The organism is Pseudomonas sp. R3-57, assembly GCF_051132065.1.
Taxonomy (GTDB): domain Bacteria; phylum Pseudomonadota; class Gammaproteobacteria; order Pseudomonadales; family Pseudomonadaceae; genus Aquipseudomonas.
Genome location: NZ_CP071655.1, coordinates 5,893,993 through 5,916,836, shown reverse-complemented (window position 1 = coordinate 5,916,836; position 22,844 = coordinate 5,893,993). Strand labels below are relative to the sequence as shown.

Here is a 22,844-nt window from a genome sequence, read left to right as displayed (position 1 = left end):
TGCCATGCGTTTGCTGGTTGTAGAAGATGAGGCCAAGACTGCGAATTTCCTCGCCAAGGGCCTGGGCGAGTCGGGTTTTGCGGTCGATGTGGCGCTCAATGGCCTCGATGGCCGCTACTTTATCGAGCAGCAGGAATACGACCTGATCATCCTCGACGTAATGCTGCCTGGTCTCAACGGCTGGCAATTGCTGCAACTGATCCGCCAGCGCGGCGCCACACCCGTGTTGTTTCTTACGGCCAAAGACGCCATTGAAGACCGCGTGCGTGGCCTCGAGCTGGGCGCCGACGATTACCTGCTCAAACCCTTCGCCTTCGCCGAGCTGCTCGCGCGGGTACGTACCTTGCTGCGGCGCGGGCCGATGCGTGAAGCCGAGTCCTACCAGATCGCCGATCTGGAAATCGATGTGCTGCGCCGCCGTGTCAGTCGTGGTGGCCAGCGCATCGCCCTGACCAACAAGGAATTCGCCCTGCTGCAATTGCTCGCCAGTCGCCAGGGCGAAGTATTGTCGCGCACGCTGATCGCCTCGCAGGTGTGGAACCTGAATTTCGACAGCGACACCAACATGGTCGAGGTCGCCGTGCGCCGGCTGCGCTCGAAGGTTGATGATCCGTACATGCCAAAACTTATCCACACCGTGCGCGGTGTCGGTTATCAACTGGAAGCGCCCGACGATGTGGAGTAAGTCGATCGCCTGGCGTCTGGCGCTGGCCTTCGCCATCGTCTGTGCATTGGTGCTGAGCGCGATTGGCGTGTTTCTTTACCGCTCGCTGGCCTCGGAACTGGCCTTTCGTGACGACATGGCCCTGCTCGGTCGCCTCGAACAAGTGCGCGCGTTACTCGCCGACAGCGACAGCCTCGACGCCTTGCAGGCGCGGCCGCGGCTGTATCAGAACATGCTCGGCAATCTCGACAGCCTGCTGCTGGTGCGCCGCGCGGACGGCTCCAGCGTGATCACCATCAACCCGCGTCAGCGCGAGTTGCCACGCTTGGAGGCGATTGCCCGTGAGCAGATGCCGCAACGTCGCGACGTGCTGACGTGGCAGGCCAGCGACGGTGCCGAAGTTGCGCTGTTGTCCGGTCAGGCGCAGGGCCCGAACGGCGAACCACTGACGGTGATTGCCGGCAAGGTACTGAGCGAGCGTGAACAGATGCTCGGCAGCTATCGCCTGCGCCTGTACCTCTCCGTCGGCCTCGGCGCGGTGCTCGCTTTTGCTCTCGGCCTGTTGCTGCTGCGCCGCGGCCTGCGGCCATTGCGCCAGTTGAGCGCAGCGGTGCGCGGCATCGATCTGCGCAGCCTTGATCAGCGCTTGCCTGCCGAAGGCACACCGACAGAACTGCGTGAACCGGTACAGGCGCTCAACGGCATGCTCGCGCGGCTGGATGACAGCGTGCAGCGCCTGTCGCAGTTCTCCGCCGACCTCGCCCACGAAATCCGCACACCGTTGCACACCTTGCTGGCGAGCAACGGCCAGGCGCTGAATCATCCCCGCAGCACTGCGGAATATCAGGAAGTGCTGGCCTCGAACATGGAAGAGTTCGAACGGCTCAAGCGCATGGCGGAAAACCTGATGTTCCTCGCCCGCGCCGAACAGGCCGAGCGCGCGCTCAATCTGCAAACGCTGGATTTGCACAGCGTCGGCGATGAGCTGTGTGATTACTTCGAAGCCCTGGCGGACGATCGCGACCTGCGCCTGGACAACCAACTGCACGGCGAACTGCTCGCTGATCAACAGTTGCTGCAACGGGCGCTCGGCAACCTTCTGGCCAACGCCGTGCGCCATGCCGAGCCCGGCACCGTTATCAGCCTGCGCCGCCGCGACGAGCCGGGCCAGGCCTGGCTGCAAGTGCATAACCACGGTCCCCTCATCGCGCTCGAGCATCTGGGCAAACTGTTCGACCGCTTCTACCGCGTCGATCCCTCGCGGGCGGAACCTGGGGATTCGGGGGGGTTGGGGCTGGCGATTGTGCAGTCGATCATGCAGTTGCATGGGGGGCAGGTGGCGGTGAGGAGTGACGCCGATGGCACTGTTTTTGAGCTGGGATTTGTGGTGATCTGACGGCCTCTTCGCGAGCAGGCTCGCTCCCACAGTTGGAACGCGTTTCCCTGTGGGAGCCTGCTCGCGAAGGCGCTGGACACACAACGGTGATTTCAGATCAGCGCAACTGATCACGAAACTGCCCCGGCGTCATCCCGGTCCAGCGCTTGAAGGCGCGGCTGAAGCTGCTGGTGTCGGCGAAGCCGAGCAGATAACTCACTTCGCTCAACGAACATTGCGGGTCGCGCAGGTGCAGCAGCGCGAGGTTTTCGCGGCTTTCGTTGAGCAGGGTGTCGAAGCGGCAGCCTTCATCGGCCAGATGCCGTTGCAGGCTGCGCAAACTCAGGTGCAAGGCCTGGGCGATGCGTTCGGCGCTGGGTTCGCCTTCGGGCAGTTGTTCTTCGATGGCGTCGCGCACCTTGCGCTCCCAGGTCAGCGGTTGCAGCTGCGCCAGAGTGCGCTTGAGCACCGTTTCGTTGTGTTCAGCCAGTTCCGGGTTGGCGTCGTCGAGGTGGCTGTCGAAGTCGGCGAGGGCGAACTCCAGACGATCCTCGGCGCAGCCGAAATGCACCGGGGCGCGAAAGACTTTGTGCCATTGCTGCGCATCGGTCGGTTCAGGGCGGCGCAGATAAACCGCCAGCGGCGCGTAATCGCGACCGAGGCGATTACGGCAGGTGCGCACATAGATCGCCGTGAACGCGTCGATGGCTTCGAAGGCCGGCGGCGGGTTGCCTGACGGAATTTTCAGACGAAATTGATAGCGGTCGGCGCTGCGGCTCAGCTGCAGTTCCAGCGCATCGCTGACCACCGGGTGATAGCGCACGATGCGCTCGAATACTTCGCGCAAGCTGCCGCTGGCGACCAATGCATAGCCGAGGGCGTGGAAGGTGGTCGGACTGACGAAGCGCGACACGCGCAAGCCCAGCGCCGGGTCGTCGCTGGCCTCAACGGCGAGCGCCCACAGCCGTGTGGTGCCGGACAATGGATAGCGCGCATTGGGATCGTCCATCAGGCTCGGGTCAAGGCCGGCCTGTTGGCACAGGGCGAGGCTGTCCAGCCCCAGCGCATCGAGTTGCTTGCGCAAGGCACGGGTCCAGCTGGCGAGGGAGGTCGGTTCCTTCATGCTGATTGGCGCGTCCGGTCAACAGGTTGGCGTTCTTGGCTAGCGCGATTGGCGCCCCGGCAAGGCACGATTGACACATCTTAGACCCGAGGATGGAAGCATGGACGGTACTTCTGCAAGCCCCCAGCGGCGCAATGCGGCGCAGCGCTCAGCGCATATTCGCGAGGTGGTGCTGGCCAAAGGCGTGGAGCTGCGCGAGCGCTACCCGATTCTTCAGCATCAGGACGCGTTGGGCGCAGCGATTCTGGCGTTTGCTTTGGTCGGCATGATCGGCTCGGCAGCGCTCTATATCAATGGCCACATGGCGTGGTGGGCGTGTCTGGTGCTCAATGCGTTTTTTGCCTCGCTGACCCATGAGCTGGAACACGACCTGATCCACAGCATGTACTTTCGCAAACAGCGCGTGCCGCACAACCTGATGATGGGCCTGGTGTGGCTGGCGCGGCCGAGCACGATCAATCCGTGGATTCGGCGTCAGTTGCACCTCAATCACCACAAGGTTTCCGGTACAGAAGCCGATATGGAAGAGCGCGCGATCACCAACGGCGAGCCGTGGGGTTTTGCGCGACTGCTGATGGTGGGCGACAACATGATGTCGGCCTTTATCCGCCTGCTGCGGGCCAGGACCTGGGCGCACAGACTCGGCATACTCAAGCGGGTGTTCAAGGTCTACGCGCCGTTGGCACTGCTGCACTGGGGCGCGTGGTATGTGTTTCTCGGTTTCCACGCAGCGAACGGCGTTGCCGCTCTGCTGGGTGCACCGATCGAATGGTCGGCCAGCACGTTGGCAGTGATGCAGGTCATCGATATTGCCGTGGTGGTGATCATCGGCCCGAACGTCCTGCGCACGTTTTGCCTGCACTTCATCAGCTCGAACATGCATTACTACGGCGACGTCGAGCCGGGCAATGTGCTGCAGCAATGTCAGGTGCTGAACCCTTGGTGGCTGTGGCCGTTGCAGGCGTTCTGCTTCAACTTCGGCAGCAGCCACGGGATTCATCATTTTGTGGTCAAGGAGCCGTTTTACATTCGCCAGATGACCGTGCCGGTAGCGCACAAGGTGATGCGCGAGATGGGGGTGCGGTTCAATGATTTCGGTACGTTTGGACGGGCGAACCGGTTTGTGCGGCGGGATGCCGTTGCGCAGAAAGAGGTGCGTACGGCTCAAGCTTAACGATCGACTGCCAAGGCCTCATCGCGAGCAGGCTCGCTCCCACAGGGAAACGCATTTCAAATCTGGGAGCGAGCCTGCTCGCGATGGCGATAGTGCAGGTAACATCAATCCGGCTGAAACGGCGACGCGCTCAGGATCACCCCGGTCTCCTCCACATACCGCTGCCAATGCCCGATCAGGTCAGCGAGCTTGCCCGGCTGACTCAACGCCAGATCGTGAATCTCCCCCGGATCACTGCGCAAATCATAAAGCTGCCAGGTCGCCGGCCCCACCGGCCCGGGAATCCATACGGCTTTCCACGAGCCTTGGCGAATCGCCCGGCGGCCGAACAATTCCCAACCCGTCACCGTGTGCTCGTCATGCACCTGCGCGGTCTCGCCGGACAAAAAGCCCAGCCATGATTTGCCGCGCAATGGCGCTACCGCTTTGCCTTTCCACTGTTTGCCCGGATGCCTCACACCGGCCAGATCGAGAATCGTCGGGGTGACGTCCATCACCGTGCCGAAGCCGTGGCTGATCTGCCCTTTGAGCGCCAGTTGCGGATAGTGCAGCAACGCCGGCACGCGAATGCCGCCCTCGGTGGTGAAGGCCTTGAACAACCGTGACGGTGCGGTCGCCACCTGCGCCCAGTTCGGCCCGTACCAGACGTAGGAATTGGCGCGGCCGATGTTGTCGAGGCTGTTGTCGTAATGCTGGTTCAGGTAGGTCATCAGTTCCGGGCCGAACTTGGGGAACGCTTCCAGCAGCGCGCCTTCGGCACCGTTGTCGGACATGAACAGAATGAACGTATTGTCGAGCTGCCCCTGCTGGCGCAGGTAATCGACGACGCGGCCGATGTTCCAGTCCATGCGCTCGACCATCGCCGCGTAGACCTCCATGGCCCGCGCGGAAATCTGCTTTTGCTCCTCGCTCAATGCGTCCCACTGTTGGGTCAACTGAATCAGCGGATGTGGCTCGACATCCGCTTCGATCAGGCCGAGGGCTTGGAGTTTTTCCAGGCGTTCGAGGCGCAGCACTTCGGGGCCGGCGTCGTAGCGGCCGCGGTATTTCGCGACGATTTCGGCAGGTGCCTGCAGCGGCCAGTGCGGGGCGGAGAAGGGTAAATAAGCGAAGAACGGTCGGGTCTGGTCGCGCTCCTTGAGGTACTGCAGCAGCTTGTCGCCGAAGGCATCGGAGGAATAGAAATCCTTGGGCAACTCGTCAATGAACTGATCGTCTTCGATGTACAGCGCCGGGGTGGATTTCAACAGGCCCGGTGTCTGCTCATCGTAGGTCGGCTCGAAACCATAGTGGTTGGCCGCGCCCGGCAACAGTGAAAACGAGCGCTCGAAACCGCGCGCGTGCGGCGCCAGTTCGGCGGTCAGCCCCAGGTGCCACTTGCCGCTCATCAGGGTTTGATAACCGGCCTCGCGCAGCAATTCCGGCAGCGCCACCACGCGGTCGTTGAGATAGCCTTCGTAACCCGGTTTGCCGATCAGTTCGGGCGTCAGTGCTTCGGCCATGGTGCCGATGCCGGCGATGTGGTGATCGGTGCCGGTGAGCAGCATCGAGCGGGTCGGTGAGCAGGTCGGTGCGGTGTGAAAGTCGGTCAGGCGCAGGCCGTTTTTCGCCAGCGCATCGAGGTTCGGCGTGGCGATTTCGCCGCCGAACGCGCCGATGTCGGAGAAGCCTAGATCGTCGGCCAGAATCACCAGAAAATTGGGACGTTGCGGCATTGCGAAACTCCTGTTCAGCAGGCAATGAACGTCAGCGGCAGATCGCGGATCTGCACCGGCACGCTCGGTTGGTAATGGTCATCACTGGTCAGTTCGTGCAGCAGCTCTTCACGCAACTGATGGAAGTCAAAACTGCTGCGCTGGCGCGGATGCGGCAGGGCCACGTTGACCACTTGCTTGATCCGCCCGGGACGCGGTTCCATCACCACCACACGATCAGCGAGGAAGATCGCTTCCTCGACGTCATGGGTGACCAGAATCGTGGTGATCTGTGCGCGTTCACGGATCGCCAGCAGCTCGTCCTGCATCTGCTGGCGGGTCAGTGCGTCGAGGGCGCCGAAGGGTTCGTCGAGCAGCAGAATCCGTGGGCTGGCAACCAGTCCGCGGGCGATCGCCACACGCTGGGCCATGCCGCCGGAGAGCTGATGCGGGTAGGCGCGGGTGAAGTCGCGCAGGCCGACCAGATCGATGAAATCGTTGATCCGCTGTTGCTTCTGCGCGGCGCTCAGCGGCTCATTGACCAAGCCCAGACCAATGTTGTCGGCGACGCTCAGCCAGGGAAACAAGCGGTGCTCCTGAAAGACAATGCCGCGTTCGCTGCCAACGCCGTTCACGGCTTTACCGTCTACGGTAATTTGCCCGCGAAACTGTGTGTCGAGTCCGACCAGCAAGCGCAGCAAGGTCGATTTGCCGCAGCCGCTGGAGCCGACGATGGCGACGAATTCGCCCTCGGCGATGTCCAGGTTGAATTCATGGATGGCCTCCAGTTCGAAGCCGTCGACATCGAAGGATTTGCCGACGTGGGTGAAGCTGACAATCGGTGCGTTCATGCGTGTCTCCAGCGGGTCGCGCGAATTTCCAGGCGTTGGCCGATCAGGTTGAGCAGGGCGCCGGTGAGGCCGACCAAGAGCATGCCGGCCATGATCAGGTCCATGCGCAGCAATTGCTGTGCGCCGATCATCTGGCTGCCGATGCCGCCGTTGGACGGCATGAAGTATTCGGCGCCGATGGTGCCGAGCCAGGCGTAGATCAGGCTCAGCCTGAGGCCGGCGAAAATGCCCGGCGCGGCACCGGGCAACACCAGGCGGCGCAGGCGTTGGCCGAGGCTCAGGCGCAGCACCTGCGCGGCTTCGTTGAGTTGCGGTGAGAGGTTGGCGACGCTGCGTTGCGTGGCGATGAACAATGGAAAGAACGCGGCGAGGGCAACGAATACCCACTTGGCCAGTTCGCCGAGGCCGAACCACGCAGTGAGCAGCGGCACCCAGGCGAAAATTGCGATCTGGCGGATCGCCGCCAGCGTCGGGCCGAGCAAGCGTTCGCTGGTGCGCGACAGACCCAGCAGCAAGCCGAGGGCGAAACCGAGCCCGCCGCCGAGCAACAGGCCGCCGACCGTGCGCCCGAGGCTCAGGGCCAGGCCGCTGCTCAGCGTACCTTCGAGCAGACCTGCCCACGCGGTGCGCAGAACCGTCAGCGGGCTGACCAGAATGTTGGCATCGACCCACTGCTGATCGACCGCCAATTGCCACAGCGCCAGCAAGCTCAGCGGCAACAGCCACGGTTGCACTCGCTGCCAGCCGTGATAACGCGGACCGCGACGGATCTCGGCGGTGGCCGGATGCGGCCAGTGCACCAGTTTGCGATCGAGCAGGCCGATGCCGCGGTCCATGGCCACGCCGAGCAAACCGATGACCACGATGCAGACGAACACGATGTCGAGCATGAACAACTGCCGCGCCCAGACCATCAGGTAGCCGATGCCTTCACTGGAGGCCAGCAGTTCGACGGCCAGCAGCGAGGTCCACCCGGCCGCCAGTGCCAGACGTACGCCCGCCATGAACGCGGGCAGGGCGGCCGGCAGGACCAGGCGGCGGATCAACAGGTGTGGCGGCAGGCGCAGTACCGCTGCCGCTTCACGCAGTTTCGGTTGCGCATCGCGCACCCCGACCAGGGTGTGCAGGGTCACCGGCACCACGATCGCTTTGATCAGCACCACCAGTTTCAGCACTTCGCCAATGCCGAAAAACACCATGAACAGGGGAATCCAGGCCAGTGTCGGCACCTGCGCCAGTCCGGCGAACGTAGGCAGGATCAGCCGCTCCAGCCGTTGGCTGAATCCCAGCGCAGCGCCCAATACGGCGCCTGCTGAAATTCCTGCGAGCAGGCCCCAGAACAAGCGCTGCAGGCTGATCCACAGATGACTCCAGAGTTCGCCTTGCGCAAGCTCCACGGCGCTGTTCCAGACCAGCGAAGGCGCCGGCAAAATCTGCTCGCTCATCCACGCGTTGCGTGCGGCCAGCCACCACAGTGCGAACAGAGCGAGCGGCAGCATCCATGGCAAAACTCGCTGGTTGAGGCTTGGCCAGATCGGTTGGCGCTTGAGCGGTGGTGCCGGCAGCGGCAGGCTGAGCAGGGAGTGTCGGGCCATGGTTGACCTCCGTTGTCGGATGCAGACGGACCGTATGCAAAATTGATCTAACAAATAGCGAATCAATGCTATCGGGAGATAAGCGAGAACATTTAAGGCCTCCAGCACAGGCGCATCCAATGCATTCGAAGAATATTTTCGATGCTGCCCATGCATACGCCGCTACAAGCCCCGGCCGCGCTTGCTTAGGTCGTAAAGCTATAAAAATGTGAATTTATAGTATTTAAGCGCAGGTACCGCTTCGGCCTACTTTCGGCTCCTCAACGCCCAGTCGCGATCAAGGAGCTGCACCCATGAACCTTCTCTTCAAACGAGTTTTCAGTCTGTTTACCGTTCCCGCGCTGGTTGGCCTGCTGGCGTTCAGCGCCCACGCGGAGGAGCTCAAGGAAATCCGCATCGCCGTGCCTGACTTGAGCGCCGGCACTCAGCACAGTGGCGGCGGCGTGGTCGATGTGCTGCGCGATCAGCAGATCTTTGAAAAGGCCTTTGCCGAACAAGGCATCAAGATTCAGTGGAGCTTTTTCAAAGGCGCAGGGCCGGTGATCAATGAAGCGTTCGCCAACGGTCAGGTCGATCTGGCGTATCTGGGCGATCTGGCGGCAATCATCGGCAAGTCCAACGGGCTGGACACTCGCCTGCTCAGCGCCACGGCACGCGGGGTCAAGCAGTATCTGGGCGTGGTGCCGGGGTCAGGGATCAAGACCCTGCAGGATCTCAAAGGTAAACGCGTGGCGATCTTCCGTGGCACCGCGACACAGCTTTCCTTCGACGCGGCGCTGGCCAGTCAGGGCTTGAGCGAAAAGGATTTGAAGGTCATCAACCTGGACTTCAACGCGGCGGTGGCCGCGCTGGCGGCCAGGCAGATCGATGCCTCATGGGGCAGCTCCGCACTATCAGCGCTACAAGCCAAAGGCCTGGCGGAGTTGCCGCTCAATACCAAGGATCTGGGCGGGGCCGGGAGTGTGCAGGCCGTACTGTTGGGCACGGCAAAGTTTGTCGATGCGCACCCCGAGGCGGTGGCGAAACTGCTCAAGGCGCAGCAGCAAGCATTTGCGTGGCTGAGCGAAGAAGGCAACAAGGGCGCTTACGTGCAACTGGTGTCGGGGCTGGCCAGTTATCCGCCGATAATCCTGACGCAGGATTTGCAGGATCAGGATTTGCGCGAAGTGTTCCAGTCGACACTTGACCCGGTGTTCCTCGGCAAACTGCAGGACTCGGTGGACCTCGCGGCGCAGCAGAAGCTGATTCGCAAGCCGTTCAAGGTCAGCGATTGGGTGGCGCCTGAACTGGCAGCGGCCAAGCTGTAGGGTAACGGATCGTTCCCACGCTCCGCGTGGGAATGCAGCCCGGGACGCTCCGCGTCCCAAAAGCGGACGCAGAGCGTCCATTGATGCATTCCCACGCGGAGCATGGGAACGATCGGCGTCTGCCGTGAAGGGTTTTCATACGGCAACGCTGATGTGCTGTTTATCCACCGCCACCAGCGTCTCGATCATCGCCCTGGCCGCTGGCGACAGGCGAAACCCGGTGCGGCTGACGATGCCGCAGCGCGCGTTCATGCTCTCCAGGTTCTGCGGCAAATTACGCCAGTGCAGCAGCACCAGCGAACCCTTGGCGATGTCCTCGACAAACGCCTCCTCTGTGCCCACGCCGATCGCATTTGATTGCAGCACCACTTTGACCAGCACCGGGAAATGCTCGGTCTCGATGGTCGGGGAAAAATCCGTGCGGCCGCTGAGGTTGGCCAACAGTTTGCGAATCCCCGGCGGGATCAGCGTGGTCGCCAACGGATAGTCGAACATGTCGTTGGTCGACAGGCTTTCCTTGGCCAGCAACGGATGCCCGGGACGGCAGAAAAACACCCCACGTTTCGGCGTCAGCGCCTGGGTCTGGAAATTCGGGTCGGACTCGAAATGACGAATGTCGGCGATGAAGAATTCGATCTCCTCGCGGCTCAACGCGCGGCTGAGTTTTTCCCAGTTATCCACCTGGAAACAGGTGCGCACTTTCGGGTGTGCATTGATGAATTGCGCCACCGCATCCGGCACCAGTTTCACCGCCGGCGCCGGGCCGCAACCGAAGTGCACTTCACCGGCATCGAGCTTGGTCATTTGCGTCACTTCGGCGCTGAGCAGGGCCGCACCCTGCACCAGGCTCAGGGCGTGCTGCAGCACCACCTGGCCTTCAGGAGTGGGGCGCAGGTCCTTGTTGCCGCGGTCCACCAGTACGCAGCCGAACTCTTGCTCCAGCCCTTGGATGCTGCGGCTGAATGCCGGTTGGGTGATGCCCATCGCGTCCGCCGCACGGACAAAACTGCGGTGTTCGTTAAGGGCGATGAAGTAGCGCAACTGGCGAAGATCCATATGCTTTCCCGGCATCCTAAAAATAGCTCGAAGGCATTTGCGACGAGGGTTGCCTGAGGTTTTAAATGCAAGCTCTTATTCCGTCAACGAAGCACCTGCATATCTGTTAGATGTAAATAGCATATAGATAGAGCGTTGTTTCGCTGCCGCCAACCGCAAGCAGTCGATGAGGGTCTACCCATGAGCAATGCCGCACTCGCTGTAAAACCCGCTGTCCACGCGCTGGAAATTCACCCGGTGGCCGGCCGTATCGGCGCCGAGATTCGTGGCGTGCACCTGTCCGGTGAGCTGGACGCCGCCACGGTCGAAGCCATCCAGCAGGCGCTGGTCGAGTACAAGGTGGTGTTCTTCCGTGAACAGACGCAGCTTGACGATCAACGTCAGGAAGCCTTCGCGCATCTACTAGGCGAACCGGTGGCGCACCCGACCGTGCCTTCACGCGAAGGCACCCGTTATCTGCTCGAACTGGACGGTGCCGAGGGTCAGCGCGCCAACTCCTGGCACACCGACGTGACCTTCGTTGACGCTTACCCGAAAGCCTCGATCCTGCGCTCGGTGGTCGCCCCGGCATTCGGTGGCGACACGCTGTGGGCCAACACCGCCACGGCGTACAACGGCTTGCCGAGCGAGCTGCGTGAACTGGCCGACAAACTGATCGCCGTGCACAGCAACGAATACGACTATGCAAGCGCCAAGCCGGACGTCTCGGCAGAGAAGCTTGAACGCTACCGCAAAGTCTTCACCTCGACGGTGTACGAGACTGAGCACCCGGTCGTCCGCGTACACCCGATCAGCGGAGAGAGGAGCTTGCTGCTGGGGCATTTCGTCAAACGCATCAAGGGTTATTCGCAGGCGGACTCGGCGCACCTGTTCGGGCTGTTGCAAAGCCATGTGATCCGCCAGGAAAACACCGTGCGCTGGCGCTGGAAGGCCGGTGATGTGGCGATCTGGGACAACCGCTCGACACAGCATTACGCGATCGATGATTACGGCACGCAGGATCGGGTGGTGCGTCGGGTGACGTTGAAAGGCGAGGTGGCGTTGGGGGTGAATGGGCGGCGCAGTCAAACCATCAAAGGTGCGGATATCGTCGGCGTCTGAGTGGGCCCCATCGCTAGCAGGGCTAGCTCCCACAGGGATTTGCGTCAGACACCAAGGATGTGAACGGCGCAAACCTGTGGGAGCTAGCCCTGCTAGCGATGCTTTCTACCAAACCCCGATCTGCACGACTTTCTCGCTTTCAGGCTCTCCATAACGAAACCGCTGCCCACGCCAATCGATCTCCTCATGGCTGATCGTCGTGCGCCGCTTCAACCCGCGCAGCCATTCAAACAGATACCCCGCATGCTCCTCGCGCACGGCCGCGTACGCGGGGTCATCGCCCAAATCGCGCAGTTCATGCGGATCATTCAACAGATCAAACAACTGTGGCCGGAAGCCGTCGTACGCCAGGTATTTCCAGCGCTCGCTGCGCACCATTGTCATGCGGCAGCGGTCGATCGGCTGACCCAGACGCTCGCGCGCCGGCGCCTGAAAGGCGTAGTCGTATTCGCTGATTGCATAGCGACGCCAATCGGGATTCTCACCGTGCAGAAGGGGAGTCAGCGAGCGCCCTTCGAGCCGATGCTCGGCCGCCGGCAATCCCAGCGCCGCAAGAAATGTTGGCAGCGCGTCGATGGTTTCCACCAGTCTTTCATCAACCGTACCGCGGGTGACATCCGCCGCCGTGCGCGGGTCGCGCACGATCAGCGGCACGCCGACCGCTTGTTCTAGCAAAAACTCCTTCTCACCCAGCCAGTGATCCCCGAGAAAGTCGCCGTGATCGCTGGTGAACACGATTAGCGTGTCGTCCCAACGGCCATTGTCCTGCAGAAAATCGAACAACCTTCCGAGTTGGTCATCTACCTGTTTGATCAGGCCCATGTAGGTAGGAATTACAGTCAATCGTACTGAGTCTCGGGAGAAGTTGAGACTTTCCTCGTGTTGACGAAAGGCCGTGTATACAGGGTGTTTGCTGGCTCCGGAGGGCGTCGCGCGGATCGGTTCGAGAATCGATTTCGTACTGTACATCGTGTGGTATGGCGCCGGTACGATGTAGGGCCAGTGCGGTTTGATGTACGAGAGGTGTAAACACCACGATTTCTCGCCTTGCTCGGTGATGAAGTCGATGGCTCGATTGGTAGTGTAGACAGTCTCTGAGTGTTGCTCGGGAATTCGTGCTGGCAGATTCGCATGACGCATTTTCCAGCCACTGAGGATCTCGCCGTTCGCGCCTTCGGCAGCGTTGGCCCAGTCATGCCAGGGATTGCGGCCGTTGAAACCGTGTTCGCGCAGGTAATGGGTATAAGGCGCGGATTCGCGCTTGTCGTCGAACAGCGGGTCGTCGGGATAGATACCGTCATGGCGCATGTAAGGTTCGAAGCCGACTTCGTTGAGGATCTCGGCCTGTTGGCTGTCAGGGTTGATTGCCAGGCGCTGCAAGGCATTGATGTTTGCCGTTGCGTGAGTCTTGCCGACCAGAGCGGTACGAATGCCGTGCGGGCGCAGGTAATCGCCGATGGTCAATTCCTCCAGCGGCAACGGCACGGCGTTCCACGCCACCTGATGGCTGCTGACATAGCGCCCGGTGTAGGCCGACATTCTTGAAGGACCGCAAATCGTGCCCTGGGTGTAAGCGCGGCTGAACCGTACGCCGGCCGCAGCGAGGCGATCGATGTTCGGCGTGTGCAGATGCGGATGGCCGTAGCAGGACAAGTAATCGCGGCGCAGCTGATCGCACATGATGTACAGCACGTTGCGCACGGGGTTGGGCGGGGTGGGCATGAGGTTCACCGGTCAGTGGGACAGGTGAGGTATTTCGCTGTCGGCGGGGGTGTTCGGCAAGTGCGTTTGGAGAATGCGTTTCATGCAGCGGATGCATCGGTGCATGTACTGGCGTTATCGCGAGCAGGCTCACTCCTACAGGGGAACGCATTTCAAGTGTAGGAGTGAGCCTGCTCGCGATAGCTGTGGATCAGACAGCAAAATTCTCCAGTGAACAGACCTCTTCATCCATCGCATCGATCGCTTTGATCTGCTCGATCATCGCCTCGGCCAGCGGCGATAACCGATACCCGGCGCGGCTGACAATGCCGTAGCGGGTATACAACTCCTCAAGATCGTCAGCCAATCCTTCGATCTTCAGACACACCAGCTCACCCCTGGCCAAATGCAACGCGTCGGAATAGGCCCCGACAATTCCGATCGCATCCGAACGCAGCACCACGCTGAGCAGGCTCGAACTGTTCTCACATTCGACGCTCGGGGTGAAATCCGGCCGGCCGCTGAGGTCGACGATGACCTTGCGCAGGTTCGGCGGGCGAATGCTCACCGCCAGTGGATAACTCATCAACTGCTCGGCGCTGATCCGTTCAAACGCCGCCAGCGGATGCCCGGCGCGGCAGCAGAAATACCATTTGCGCGCGCGCAGACGATGGGTCAGATAGTCCGGGTCCGCCTCAAACTGCCGGGTGTCGGCGACGAAGAATTCGAACTCCTCGCTCAACAGTCGCTTGCTCAGGCTCTGCCAGTCATCCACCTGAAACTGCACCCGCGCTTTCGGGTAGCGGCCGATGAACGCGCCAATCGCCCGCGGAATCAATCCCGCCGCCGGCGCCGGCCCGCAGCCGAAGCGTAACTCGCCGGCTTCGAGCCCGTTGAACTGGCTGATCTCGTTGGCCATTTGCTGCGCGCCACTGACCAGCCGCCGCGCATGTTCGAGCAGTACCTGACCCTGTTTGGTCGGCGGCAATTCCTTGCGCCCGCGATCGACCAACTGACAGCCGACACTGTGTTCCAGCGCTTGAATGCTGCGGCTGAACGCCGACTGCGACAGGTTCACCGCCTGCGCGCCGGCAACGAAGCTGCGTTGTTCAGCCAAGGCGATGAAGTGACGAAGTTGGCGCAGGTCGATATGCATTTTTCACATAAAAAATATCCGGGAAATGCATTGGATATGCATTAGGTCGACTCCTTATAAAGGCAATCTCTTATGCAGTAAATATTTGTAAATCCATAAATAAATAACTTGAAGGAATATGCGGTGCTGATTAGGCCTGTGTATTTTCTGACCAGGAGCCGCGCCATGAGTCCGTTGAAACACGCGTCAATCCAACCACCACGACGGCTCAAGCGCCTGCCCCTGGCCCTGTTTCTCGCCGGCAGCGCGAGCTGGACTCACGGCTATGCCGCCGAAGCGGAAACCCTGACGCCAGTCCCCGCAGGCAAAGCTTCGGCCAGCAGTTCACAGCTGGAAACCGTGACCGTGACCACCCGCCGTCGCGAGGAAAGTTCGCAGGATGTACCGACGCCGATGAGCGTGGTCAGCGGGCAGAATCTGGAGGCGCAACGGGTGTATCGGATCCAGGATCTGCAGCAACTGGTACCCAGCGTCAACGTCGCCTACATGCATGCGCGGCAGTCCAGCGTGTCGATTCGCGGTCTGGGTAACAACCCGGCCAGTGATGGGCTGGAGGGCAGCGTCGGTCTGTATATCGACAACGTTTATCTGGGCCGCCCGGGGATGGCGGTGTTCGACTTGATGGACATCGAACAGCTCGAAGTCTTGCGCGGGCCGCAGGGCACGCTGTTCGGTAAAAACACCACCGCCGGGGTGATCAATATCAGCACCCGTGCGCCGACCTTTACCCCGGAGCGCAGCATCGAAACCTCGGTCGGCGAGGACGGTTATTTCCAGACCAAGGGCACCATTTCCGGGCCGCTGAATGATCAACTGGCCGGGCGTTTTTCCGCGTATCGCACGCGCAGCGACGGCGACATCAAAAACGAATACGACGGCCATGATCTGAATGGCGGCTCGCGTGAGGGCTTTCGCGCGCAACTGCTGTTCAAACCCAACGAAAATTTCAACCTGCGCTGGATCGGCGATTACAACGAAGAGGATTCCAGCGCCGGTACCCGCGTGCTGTACAACACCGGGCCGACCATCAACGGCGTCAACCTTTATCAATCGCGGGCCAACGCAGCCGGTGCGACGCTGGTCAACGGCACGCACCGTAAGGTCAATCTGGACAACGACCAACACGTGACGGTGCATCAGGGCGGCACTTCGGTAGAAGCCAACTGGACGTTGCCAAGCGATTTCACCCTGACCTCGGTCAGCTCGTATCGTTTCTGGAATTTCACCCCGCGCAACGACGACGGCCTCAACGTGCCGGCCAGTTACAACGCCGGGGTGTCGGTGGAAGACAAACAGTATTCACAGGAATTTCGCCTCGCCTCGCCCAAGGGTGAATTCTTCGATTACGTGGTCGGTGCCTACTATTTCGGTTCCGATCTGGACAACAAATCCTTCGCCTTTTATGGCCCGCAGGCGGACATCTGGAATGGCACGCCGGCGGGTGCGCTGGCCAATGTCACCAGCGTCGGCAAGGGCCACATCAAGACCGACAGCTTTGCCCTGTTTGCCCAAGGCACCTGGCACCTCACCGAGCGGCTGGATTTCACCGCCGGGGTGCGTGGCACTTACGAGGAGAAGAATGCCTGGGTCAGCCGCAATGCTCCGGTTGGCGGTGCGGCCGTGGCCGGCGCGGCGGCCAGTGCGCGTCGCGGCCGCGCCGGCGCCTACGATTCCGGAGACTTGAATCAGTACAGCTCGAGTCCTTCGGGGCTGCTCAATCTCAGCTATCGCATCACCGATGACGTGCTGGGTTACGCGACGTTGTCCCACGGCGAAAAATCCGGCGGGGTCAACCTTGCGGTCGGCTCTGCGCCAACTGCGGGTGCCGACTCGTTGCTGATCGGCACCGAACGGGCGAACAACGCCGAACTCGGTTTCAAAAGCACTTTGTGGGATCACCGTTTGCAGCTCAACGCCAACGTGTTCTGGACCCAGGTCAACGCCTACCAGACCAACGCCTATGACGCCGACAACCGCGTGCAGTACCTGACCAACGCCGGTTCCGTGCGCTCGCGCGGCATCGAGTTCGAAAGCACCGTGGTACCGCTGCGTGGCCTGACGCTGAACTTCAACGGCTCTTACAACGACGTCAGCTATCTCTCCTACAAGGATGCGCCGTGCCCGCCGGAAGTCAGCCAGGCGCCGGGTGCGCCGGCCTCTTGCGACCTCAGCGGCCATCAAGTGGTCGGCGCTTCGAAATGGATCGGCAATGCCAACGGCGAATACAAATGGAATCTGGATAACGGCTTCGAACCGTATGTCACCGGCAGCTATGCGTTCCGCTCCAAAGCCGTGGGCACGGTGGAGGATTCCGATTACGGGCAGATCCCCAGTTACGCCGTGGTCAACTTTTCCACAGGCTTGCGTGGCGATTTCAATCAAGGTCAGTGGGATGTTTCGTTGTGGCTGAAAAACGCCTTCGACAAAACCTATTACACGACGCTGTGGACGGGCGGCAACGGTGGTTACGAAGGACTGCTCGGCACGCCGCGTACGCTTGGCGTTACCGGGCGTTATGACTTTTGATCGTACCCGTCAAATACGCCGACGGTGAGAGTTGAGAACATTGTTTTTCCCTGATCGCAGTTTTTGAAAAGTGCGTGCGTTGGGAGCGCGCATAAACAACTGATCAAACAATAGGCCGGTGCCTGCATCGGTCTTTTTTGTTGCTCAGCAAAATTTTTTCCAAATAACGACAGGGTTTCAGCTTGTTCTTTAAAGCCAGGTCAACTGCATCCAATGCGCTAAATGAATACTTTAAATGCCCACAAAGCATGCAATTTTTCACGTCTCGCTGCAGCCCGCGTGGCGCAAGGCTTTGGCGAAATTGATCGTTTTTAATATTCCATAAAGGCCTATGTATAACGTTAAAGATTACTTTCGGAGATAAGTGACAAGACCAATGATTCATCTAGGGGGCAGCCGTGGGGGATTCAACGAACGGTTGTTCAGCTGTTGTGCAAGAACCGCAAAAAGACCGCAGGGAGTCAAACAATGGGCAACGTCCAGACCGCCGCCAGCGCAGGGGAATTGCTGTGGCGGCAAACGCCGAGTGGCGAACTGATCGACCTCGGCCGGCCGCACCGTGTGCCGTTGGGGCAGCTGCGTTTGCAGCGTGCGCCCAAGGGTATCCTGAGTCGCCGCGAAAGCGTTTTGCTCGCGGTGCTGGCGTTGCTGGTGCATGGCGCGGTGATCTACTGGATCAATCAGCATCCAACCCCCGCGCTGCCAATCGTACCGCCGGAAATTCCGCCGATGACCATCGAGTTTTCCCGTCCGGCCCCGCCCGCGCCGCCGGTTGTGGCGCCGCCGCCTCCTGCGCCGGTGGTTGAACCACCGCCACCGGTGGAAGACGAGCTGGCGGTGAAGCCGCCACCGCCCAAACCCGTGCCGAAGCCCAAGCCGGTAGTCAAGCCGCCAACCAAGCCGGCGCCCAAAGCCGTCGAGCAACCGCCAGCGCCGCCCAAACCGACAGCCCCGGTCGTCGCGCCAGCGCCAGCCGCGCCACCGGCGCCGGCCCCGGTCACCCCGGCCTCGGCCAGCGCCGCTTACCTGAAAAACCCGGCGCCGGAATATCCGTCGCTGGCTCAGCGTCGCGGTTGGGAAGGCACGGTGTTGCTGCGCGTGCAGGTGTTGGCCAGTGGGAAACCGGGCGAGATTCAGATTCAGAAAAGCAGCGGCCGCCAGCAGCTCGACGATGCGGCACTCAACGCCGTGAAACGCTGGAGTTTCGTCCCGGCCAAGCAGGGCGATGTCGCCCAGGAAGGTTGGGTCAGCGTACCCATCGATTTCAAGATTCACTAAACCGCAATCAAATTCGCGCGAAACGTTTACAAGAGGGAATACATCATGACGTTACTGGCTTCTCCACTGGAATCCATCGAAAGCGCGGTGATCTGGCTGCTGGTGGTTTTTTCCGTCGCCACCTGGGGGCTGGCACTGCTCAAGGCGTTGCAGTTCGGCCGTTTAAAGGCGCAGGACCGGCGTTTTCATAAACGCTTCTGGGCGGCGTCGAGCCTGGATGCCGCTGCTGAACTGAGCGAAACCCAGCCCGGCGCTGCGGCGCGTGTCGCGCAGGCCGGTTACGCGGCGATTCAGGTGGGCGAGACGCCGCAGGCCAATGACCTGAGCCAGGCGATCAATCATCAGGATCGTCTGGAGCGTGCCTTGCGCCAGCAGATCGTCCGTGAGCGGCGCTCGCTGGAAACCGGCCTGGCAGTGGTCGCGAGTATTGGCAGCACCTCGCCCTTCATAGGATTGTTCGGCACGGTGTGGGGAATCATGGAAGCGTTGAAAGGCATCAGCGCGGCCGGGTCGGCGAGCCTGGAGACGGTGGCCGGGCCGATCGGTGCGGCACTGGTGGCAACCGGTGTGGGCATCGCCGTCGCGGTACCGGCGGTGCTGGTTTACAACTACTTTTTGCGCCGTCTGAAATTGACCGCGGCAGACCTGGACGACTTCGCCCACGACTTCTACAGCCTGGCGCAGAAGAGCGCGTTTCGCGTGTTGATTCACCCGACTGCACACAAAGCTTCTGTGCCGGGGAATGCGCCAAAAGTGAAGGAGGCTTCCTGATATGGCCTTCTCCACGCAAGACACGGATGAGGTACTCAGCGAGATCAACGTGACCCCGCTGGTGGACGTGATGCTGGTGCTGCTGGTGGTGTTTATCGTCACCGCGCCGCTGCTGACCAACGCGATACCGATCAACCTGCCAAAGACCGAAGCGGTGGCGCCGGTCGAGCAGAAGGACCCGCTGGTGGTGAGCATCGACGGTGCCGGCAAGCTGTTTATCAACAAGGATGAGATTCAGCCGGACGTTTTGGAATTCAACCTCAAGTCCGCTAAAGCCAAGGATCCGGAAGTACGCGTGCAGTTGCAGGCCGACGACGGGGTGAACTACGGCGAGGTGGCGCGGGCCATGGCTTCGATTGAGCGGGCAGGGATTACCAAGCTGTCGGTGATTACTGCGCGGTGACAGATTCAACAGTTTTTCGGGGCCGTTTCCTTGGCAGGGTGCGGCCCTTTTTTTTGTGTATGGCTTCAGGAAAGCCCCTCACCCTAACCCTCTCCCAGAGGGAGAGGGGACTGATCGAGTCGTCTGGTGGTTTTACTCCGATATGCAAAATTCAGTCGAACTCAGGAACTGAAAAGCTTGAAGATCGGCTCCCTTTCCCCTCGCCCCCTAGGGGAGAGGGCTGGGGTGAGGGGGAAAAAATCTAAAGCCATGCGCACATCAGATATTCAATTCAGATCTTAATAAATAGCTTCTTATTCCTTAACGAATATAACTCCCGTCCCTATACTCGACCGAGAACAGACACGACGCAGGAGAGCTTCCCATGCGCAACGAATCAATCCGCTACCTGATTGTGCCGGGCTGGCAAGGATCGCCAGAAGATCATTGGCAGACCCACTGGCAGAACAGCCTGCCGAACAGTGCGCGGGTGGAGCAGGCCGATTGGCTGGCACCGCGCCGTGAAGACTGGGTCGCGGCGCTCGCCGAGGCGATTGCCGCCGACAGCACGCCGGTGATCCTCATCGCCCATAGCCTGGGTTGCATCACCGTCGCGCATTGGGCGGCGACCGCGCCGCTGCAATATCTGCGTCAGGTGCGCGGTGCGTTGCTGGTCGCGCCTGCCGATGTCGAGCGTCCCGCGTGCTCACCGGCACTACGCAACTTCGCGCCGATTCCCGCGGATCTGTTGCCGTTCCCGAGTCAGGTCGTCAGCTCCGACAACGACGCTGCGGTCAGTGCGCCGCGCGCCCTTGAGCTGGCGCGCAACTGGGGCGCGGAAGCGGGAATTCTCGCAGGCGCCGGGCATATCAACGTCAAGTCCGGGCATCAGCGCTGGGAACAGGGTTTTGCTTATCTTTATCGCCTGCAAAACCGCCTGGAACATCACGCCCGTCGTCGCGCCTGACTTTCATTTTTAACGCCCCCGTCTGCCAGGCGGTTCAGGGCGGGAGCCTGCCATGAGTTTCGAAACTTTCGGTCAGCCGTTGCTGACCTTTCCCGATGCGGAAAAAAGCCCACTGAGCATTCGCGCCAAAGCGCTGGTGTTCGTCGATCCGCGCTCGCGGCAACTGCGCGAAGAACTGGAGCAACTGGCGCCACGTGTGATCTCGGTATTGATCCGTGGCGAGACTGGCACCGGTAAAGAGCTGCTCGCGCGGCATATCCATCGTGCCAGTGATCGCAGCGGGCTGTTCGTGTCGGTGAACTGCGGGGCGATCAGCCCGACGTATGCCGACGCCGAGCTGTTCGGCTATGCGGCCGGCAGCTACAGCGGTTCGGCCAGCAGTCGCGCGGGCTGGTTCGGCTCGGCCAATGGCGGCACGTTGTACCTCGACGAAATCGGCGACTTGCCGCTGCCGATCCAGGTCAAATTGCTCGCCGCGCTGGAGAACCACGAAGTCACTCGCGTCGGCGCGCATCAACCTAGCCCGGTCGACGTGCGTCTGGTTGCTGCGACCAGTATCGATCTGGCCCAAGCCGTCGATGCGGGTAAATTTCACGAGCGGCTCTATCACTATCTCAGCGAGGGCCAACTCGAACTGCCGGCACTGCGCGCGCGAACCGGCGATATCCTGTCGCTGGCCGAGTATTTTCTCGGCATCTACAGCCAGCGTCTCGATCTTCCGGTGCCCTTGATCAGCGAAGCCGCGCAGCATGCGCTCGAACAGCACAGCTGGCCGGGTAACACGCGAGAGCTGGAAAATGTCATTCACTTCGCCCTGCTGGTCAGCACCGGCGAAGAGATTCTGCCGCAGCACCTGAACCTGCCCGAGGTGTCTGGGCCGCAGCTGCAGATCGAACGGCTGGTCGCGCAAATCAACATTGGCGGCAGCACGGCGGAACGTAAAGCCTTGAAAGAACTGCTGATTCGCTTGAGCGATGGGCTTTAGCCATTTTCTTCAACATGAACAAAATGGAATATGAAGCTGAATAAACGTTATTGTCCGGGAATAAAAAATCCGGGTATTGTCCGCCTCACGCCAGCGATATCACTTCACTGGCACACGTATTAGATGCCGTCGTCGATGACGACCGTGATTTTCGATAAGGACACTGCATGAAAAAGGTTCTGTTGTTTACCGCATTGGCGGCTGCTTTGACTGCTTCTTTCGCCAACGCCGGTGAGAAACTGGTGGTCGCCGCGACCCCGGTTCCACATGCTGAAATTCTCGAGCTGATCAAACCGACCCTGGCCAAAGAAGGCGTGGATCTGGAGATCAAGGTTTTCACCGACTACGTGCAGCCGAACGTACAGGTGGGCGAGAAGCGTCTGGACGCCAACTACTTCCAGACCCTGCCGTACCTGAACAGCTTCAATCAGGGCAAATACAAGGACGACAAGGCCAAGTACCTGGTAACCGTGCAGGGCGTGCACGTTGAACCGTTCGGTGGCTACTCGAGCAAGTACAAGACCCTGGCTGAACTGCCGGATGGCGCGACCATTGCCATCCCGAACGAAGGCAGCAACAGCGGCCGTGCGCTGATCCTGCTGCAGAAGGCTGGCCTGATCGAGCTGAAAGATCCGAAAAACGCTCTGGCAACGCCGAAAGACATTGCCAAGAACCCGCACAACTTCAAGTTCAAGGAACTGGAATCGGCCCTGCTGCCGCGCGTGTTGAAAGAAGTCGATCTGGACATGATCAACACCAACTACGCGCTGGAAGCCAAGCTGAACCCGCAGAAAGATGCGCTGGTGATCGAAGGCGCTGACTCGCCATACGTGAACTTCCTGGTTGCCCGTGAGGACAACAAGAACAGCGACGCCATCCAGAAACTGGCCAAGGCGCTGACCAGCCCGGAAGTCAAAGCGTTCATCGAGAAGAAGTACAACGGCGCGGTGTTGCCGGCGTTCTGATCCGAGCGTGATTTGATGTGAAAACGCCGATGGCCAGTGATGGTCATCGGCGTTTTTTGTGTATGCCTTGAAAAGCCCCCTCATCGGAACGCCGCCCGCCTAGCCCTCTCCCGGAGGGAGAGGGGACTGATCGGGGGATGCGGCAGAGGTTCGCCGACCTGATATGGCTGTAC

At 60.8% G+C, this 22,844-nt stretch carries 19 protein-coding genes; 12 read left to right on the top strand and 7 right to left on the bottom strand.

Features of this window, described 5'->3' with window-relative positions:
• The first annotated feature begins 4 nt into the window (after window positions 1-4).
• Together J3P93_RS26570 and J3P93_RS26565 are read left to right on the top strand one after the other, a co-directional pair.
• Complete coding sequence (locus J3P93_RS26570) at window positions 5-685, top strand: heavy metal response regulator transcription factor (RefSeq protein WP_090288178.1); 681 nt, start codon at window positions 5-7, stop codon at window positions 683-685.
• The gene (locus J3P93_RS26565) at window positions 675-2,060 is read left to right on the top strand and encodes a heavy metal sensor histidine kinase (protein ID WP_434593621.1); all 1,386 of its coding nucleotides are present in this window, start codon (window positions 675-677) and stop codon (window positions 2,058-2,060) included. The genes J3P93_RS26570 and J3P93_RS26565 overlap by 11 nt, the downstream gene beginning before the upstream one ends.
• Before the next feature lie 97 nt (window positions 2,061-2,157).
• Here J3P93_RS26565 and J3P93_RS26560 read toward each other — a convergent pair whose 3' ends face one another.
• The gene (locus J3P93_RS26560) at window positions 2,158-3,162 is read right to left on the bottom strand and encodes an AraC family transcriptional regulator (protein ID WP_434593618.1); all 1,005 of its coding nucleotides are present in this window, start codon (window positions 3,160-3,162) and stop codon (window positions 2,158-2,160) included.
• Window positions 3,163-3,262: 100 nt separating this feature from the next.
• On the opposite strand from J3P93_RS26560, the gene J3P93_RS26555 reads away from it, so the two are divergent.
• Window positions 3,263-4,336, top strand: a complete 1,074-nt coding sequence (locus tag J3P93_RS26555) for a fatty acid desaturase (RefSeq protein ID WP_434593615.1) — start codon at window positions 3,263-3,265, stop codon at window positions 4,334-4,336.
• A gap of 104 nt (window positions 4,337-4,440) precedes the next feature.
• On the opposite strand, the gene J3P93_RS26550 is transcribed toward J3P93_RS26555, so the two are convergent.
• Genes J3P93_RS26550 through J3P93_RS26540 form a run of 3 tightly spaced genes read right to left on the bottom strand, consistent with a single transcriptional unit; the run spans window position 4,441 to window position 8,476 of the window.
• A complete protein-coding gene (locus J3P93_RS26550; RefSeq protein WP_434593612.1) occupies window positions 4,441-6,051 on the bottom strand; it encodes an arylsulfatase in 1,611 nt (536 codons plus the stop codon).
• Between the two features lie 14 nt (window positions 6,052-6,065).
• Entirely contained in the window at window positions 6,066-6,881 is an 816-nt protein-coding gene (locus tag J3P93_RS26545; protein WP_434593609.1) for an ABC transporter ATP-binding protein, read from the bottom strand.
• Window positions 6,878-8,476, bottom strand: coding sequence for an ABC transporter permease (locus tag J3P93_RS26540; protein WP_434593607.1), 1,599 nt, complete (start codon window positions 8,474-8,476; stop codon window positions 6,878-6,880). The genes J3P93_RS26545 and J3P93_RS26540 overlap by 4 nt, the downstream gene beginning before the upstream one ends.
• Before the next feature lie 293 nt (window positions 8,477-8,769).
• Here J3P93_RS26540 and J3P93_RS26535 point away from each other — a divergent pair, with 293 nt between their 5' ends.
• Window positions 8,770-9,783 (top strand): ABC transporter substrate-binding protein, encoded by a 1,014-nt coding sequence (locus J3P93_RS26535; protein ID WP_434593604.1) that lies wholly within the window; start codon window positions 8,770-8,772, stop codon window positions 9,781-9,783.
• A 135-nt stretch (window positions 9,784-9,918) separates the two neighbouring features.
• On the opposite strand, the gene J3P93_RS26530 is transcribed toward J3P93_RS26535, so the two are convergent.
• Complete coding sequence (locus tag J3P93_RS26530; protein WP_434593601.1) at window positions 9,919-10,839, bottom strand: LysR family transcriptional regulator; 921 nt, start codon at window positions 10,837-10,839, stop codon at window positions 9,919-9,921.
• A gap of 180 nt (window positions 10,840-11,019) precedes the next feature.
• On the opposite strand from J3P93_RS26530, the gene J3P93_RS26525 reads away from it, so the two are divergent.
• Window positions 11,020-11,940 carry a TauD/TfdA dioxygenase family protein gene (locus J3P93_RS26525; RefSeq protein WP_434593598.1) on the top strand — a complete coding sequence of 307 codons (921 nt, stop codon included), beginning with the start codon at window positions 11,020-11,022 and terminating at the stop codon, window positions 11,938-11,940.
• Between the two features lie 105 nt (window positions 11,941-12,045).
• Here the strand turns inward: J3P93_RS26525 and J3P93_RS26520 are convergent, their stop codons facing one another.
• Together J3P93_RS26520 and J3P93_RS26515 are read right to left on the bottom strand one after the other, a co-directional pair.
• Entirely contained in the window at window positions 12,046-13,662 is a 1,617-nt protein-coding gene (locus tag J3P93_RS26520; RefSeq protein WP_434593595.1) for an alkaline phosphatase family protein, read from the bottom strand.
• A gap of 190 nt (window positions 13,663-13,852) precedes the next feature.
• Window positions 13,853-14,797 (bottom strand): LysR family transcriptional regulator, encoded by a 945-nt coding sequence (locus J3P93_RS26515; protein WP_434593592.1) that lies wholly within the window; start codon window positions 14,795-14,797, stop codon window positions 13,853-13,855.
• A 165-nt stretch (window positions 14,798-14,962) separates the two neighbouring features.
• On the opposite strand from J3P93_RS26515, the gene J3P93_RS26510 reads away from it, so the two are divergent.
• The 7 genes from J3P93_RS26510 to J3P93_RS26480 all read left to right on the top strand — a co-directional run bounded on the left by J3P93_RS26510 (window position 14,963) and on the right by J3P93_RS26480 (window position 22,671).
• Complete coding sequence (locus J3P93_RS26510; protein WP_434593590.1) at window positions 14,963-17,323, top strand: TonB-dependent receptor; 2,361 nt, start codon at window positions 14,963-14,965, stop codon at window positions 17,321-17,323.
• A gap of 468 nt (window positions 17,324-17,791) precedes the next feature.
• Window positions 17,792-18,601 (top strand): energy transducer TonB, encoded by an 810-nt coding sequence (locus tag J3P93_RS26505; protein ID WP_434593587.1) that lies wholly within the window; start codon window positions 17,792-17,794, stop codon window positions 18,599-18,601.
• A 45-nt stretch (window positions 18,602-18,646) separates the two neighbouring features.
• Window positions 18,647-19,372, top strand: a complete 726-nt coding sequence (locus J3P93_RS26500) for a MotA/TolQ/ExbB proton channel family protein (RefSeq protein ID WP_434593584.1) — start codon at window positions 18,647-18,649, stop codon at window positions 19,370-19,372.
• Window position 19,373: 1 nt separating this feature from the next.
• Window positions 19,374-19,775 carry an ExbD/TolR family protein gene (locus tag J3P93_RS26495; RefSeq protein ID WP_203420279.1) on the top strand — a complete coding sequence of 134 codons (402 nt, stop codon included), beginning with the start codon at window positions 19,374-19,376 and terminating at the stop codon, window positions 19,773-19,775.
• Window positions 19,776-20,139: 364 nt separating this feature from the next.
• A complete protein-coding gene (locus J3P93_RS26490) occupies window positions 20,140-20,721 on the top strand; it encodes an alpha/beta hydrolase (protein WP_434593580.1) in 582 nt (193 codons plus the stop codon).
• 52 nt (window positions 20,722-20,773) lie between these two features.
• The gene (locus tag J3P93_RS26485) at window positions 20,774-21,706 is read left to right on the top strand and encodes a sigma 54-interacting transcriptional regulator (protein WP_434593577.1); all 933 of its coding nucleotides are present in this window, start codon (window positions 20,774-20,776) and stop codon (window positions 21,704-21,706) included.
• Window positions 21,707-21,873: 167 nt separating this feature from the next.
• Window positions 21,874-22,671 (top strand): MetQ/NlpA family ABC transporter substrate-binding protein, encoded by a 798-nt coding sequence (locus J3P93_RS26480; RefSeq protein WP_434593574.1) that lies wholly within the window; start codon window positions 21,874-21,876, stop codon window positions 22,669-22,671.
• Window positions 22,672-22,844: the final 173 nt, after the last annotated feature.

Excerpts from the sequence above, each read along its gene's own strand:
- J3P93_RS26555 (WP_434593615.1), top strand. The coding sequence starts at position 3,263 with ATGGACGGTACTTCTGCAAGCCCCCAGCGGCGCAATGCGGCGCAGCGC.
- J3P93_RS26535 (WP_434593604.1), top strand. The coding sequence starts at position 8,770 with ATGAACCTTCTCTTCAAACGAGTTTTCAGTCTGTTTACCGTTCCCGCG.
- J3P93_RS26525 (WP_434593598.1), top strand. The coding sequence starts at position 11,020 with ATGAGCAATGCCGCACTCGCTGTAAAACCCGCTGTCCACGCGCTGGAA.
- J3P93_RS26490 (WP_434593580.1), top strand. The coding sequence starts at position 20,140 with ATGCGCAACGAATCAATCCGCTACCTGATTGTGCCGGGCTGGCAAGGA.
- J3P93_RS26500 (WP_434593584.1), top strand. The coding sequence starts at position 18,647 with ATGACGTTACTGGCTTCTCCACTGGAATCCATCGAAAGCGCGGTGATC.
- J3P93_RS26510 (WP_434593590.1), top strand. The coding sequence starts at position 14,963 with ATGAGTCCGTTGAAACACGCGTCAATCCAACCACCACGACGGCTCAAG.
- J3P93_RS26550 (WP_434593612.1), bottom strand. The coding sequence starts at position 6,051 with ATGCCGCAACGTCCCAATTTTCTGGTGATTCTGGCCGACGATCTAGGC.
- J3P93_RS26530 (WP_434593601.1), bottom strand. The coding sequence starts at position 10,839 with ATGGATCTTCGCCAGTTGCGCTACTTCATCGCCCTTAACGAACACCGC.
- J3P93_RS26485 (WP_434593577.1), top strand. The coding sequence starts at position 20,774 with ATGAGTTTCGAAACTTTCGGTCAGCCGTTGCTGACCTTTCCCGATGCG.
- J3P93_RS26495 (WP_203420279.1), top strand. The coding sequence starts at position 19,374 with ATGGCCTTCTCCACGCAAGACACGGATGAGGTACTCAGCGAGATCAAC.
- J3P93_RS26565 (WP_434593621.1), top strand. The coding sequence starts at position 675 with ATGTGGAGTAAGTCGATCGCCTGGCGTCTGGCGCTGGCCTTCGCCATC.
- J3P93_RS26570 (WP_090288178.1), top strand. The coding sequence starts at position 5 with ATGCGTTTGCTGGTTGTAGAAGATGAGGCCAAGACTGCGAATTTCCTC.
- J3P93_RS26515 (WP_434593592.1), bottom strand. The coding sequence starts at position 14,797 with ATGCATATCGACCTGCGCCAACTTCGTCACTTCATCGCCTTGGCTGAA.
- J3P93_RS26480 (WP_434593574.1), top strand. The coding sequence starts at position 21,874 with ATGAAAAAGGTTCTGTTGTTTACCGCATTGGCGGCTGCTTTGACTGCT.
- J3P93_RS26540 (WP_434593607.1), bottom strand. The coding sequence starts at position 8,476 with ATGGCCCGACACTCCCTGCTCAGCCTGCCGCTGCCGGCACCACCGCTC.
- J3P93_RS26545 (WP_434593609.1), bottom strand. The coding sequence starts at position 6,881 with ATGAACGCACCGATTGTCAGCTTCACCCACGTCGGCAAATCCTTCGAT.
- J3P93_RS26520 (WP_434593595.1), bottom strand. The coding sequence starts at position 13,662 with ATGCCCACCCCGCCCAACCCCGTGCGCAACGTGCTGTACATCATGTGC.
- J3P93_RS26560 (WP_434593618.1), bottom strand. The coding sequence starts at position 3,162 with ATGAAGGAACCGACCTCCCTCGCCAGCTGGACCCGTGCCTTGCGCAAG.
- J3P93_RS26505 (WP_434593587.1), top strand. The coding sequence starts at position 17,792 with ATGGGCAACGTCCAGACCGCCGCCAGCGCAGGGGAATTGCTGTGGCGG.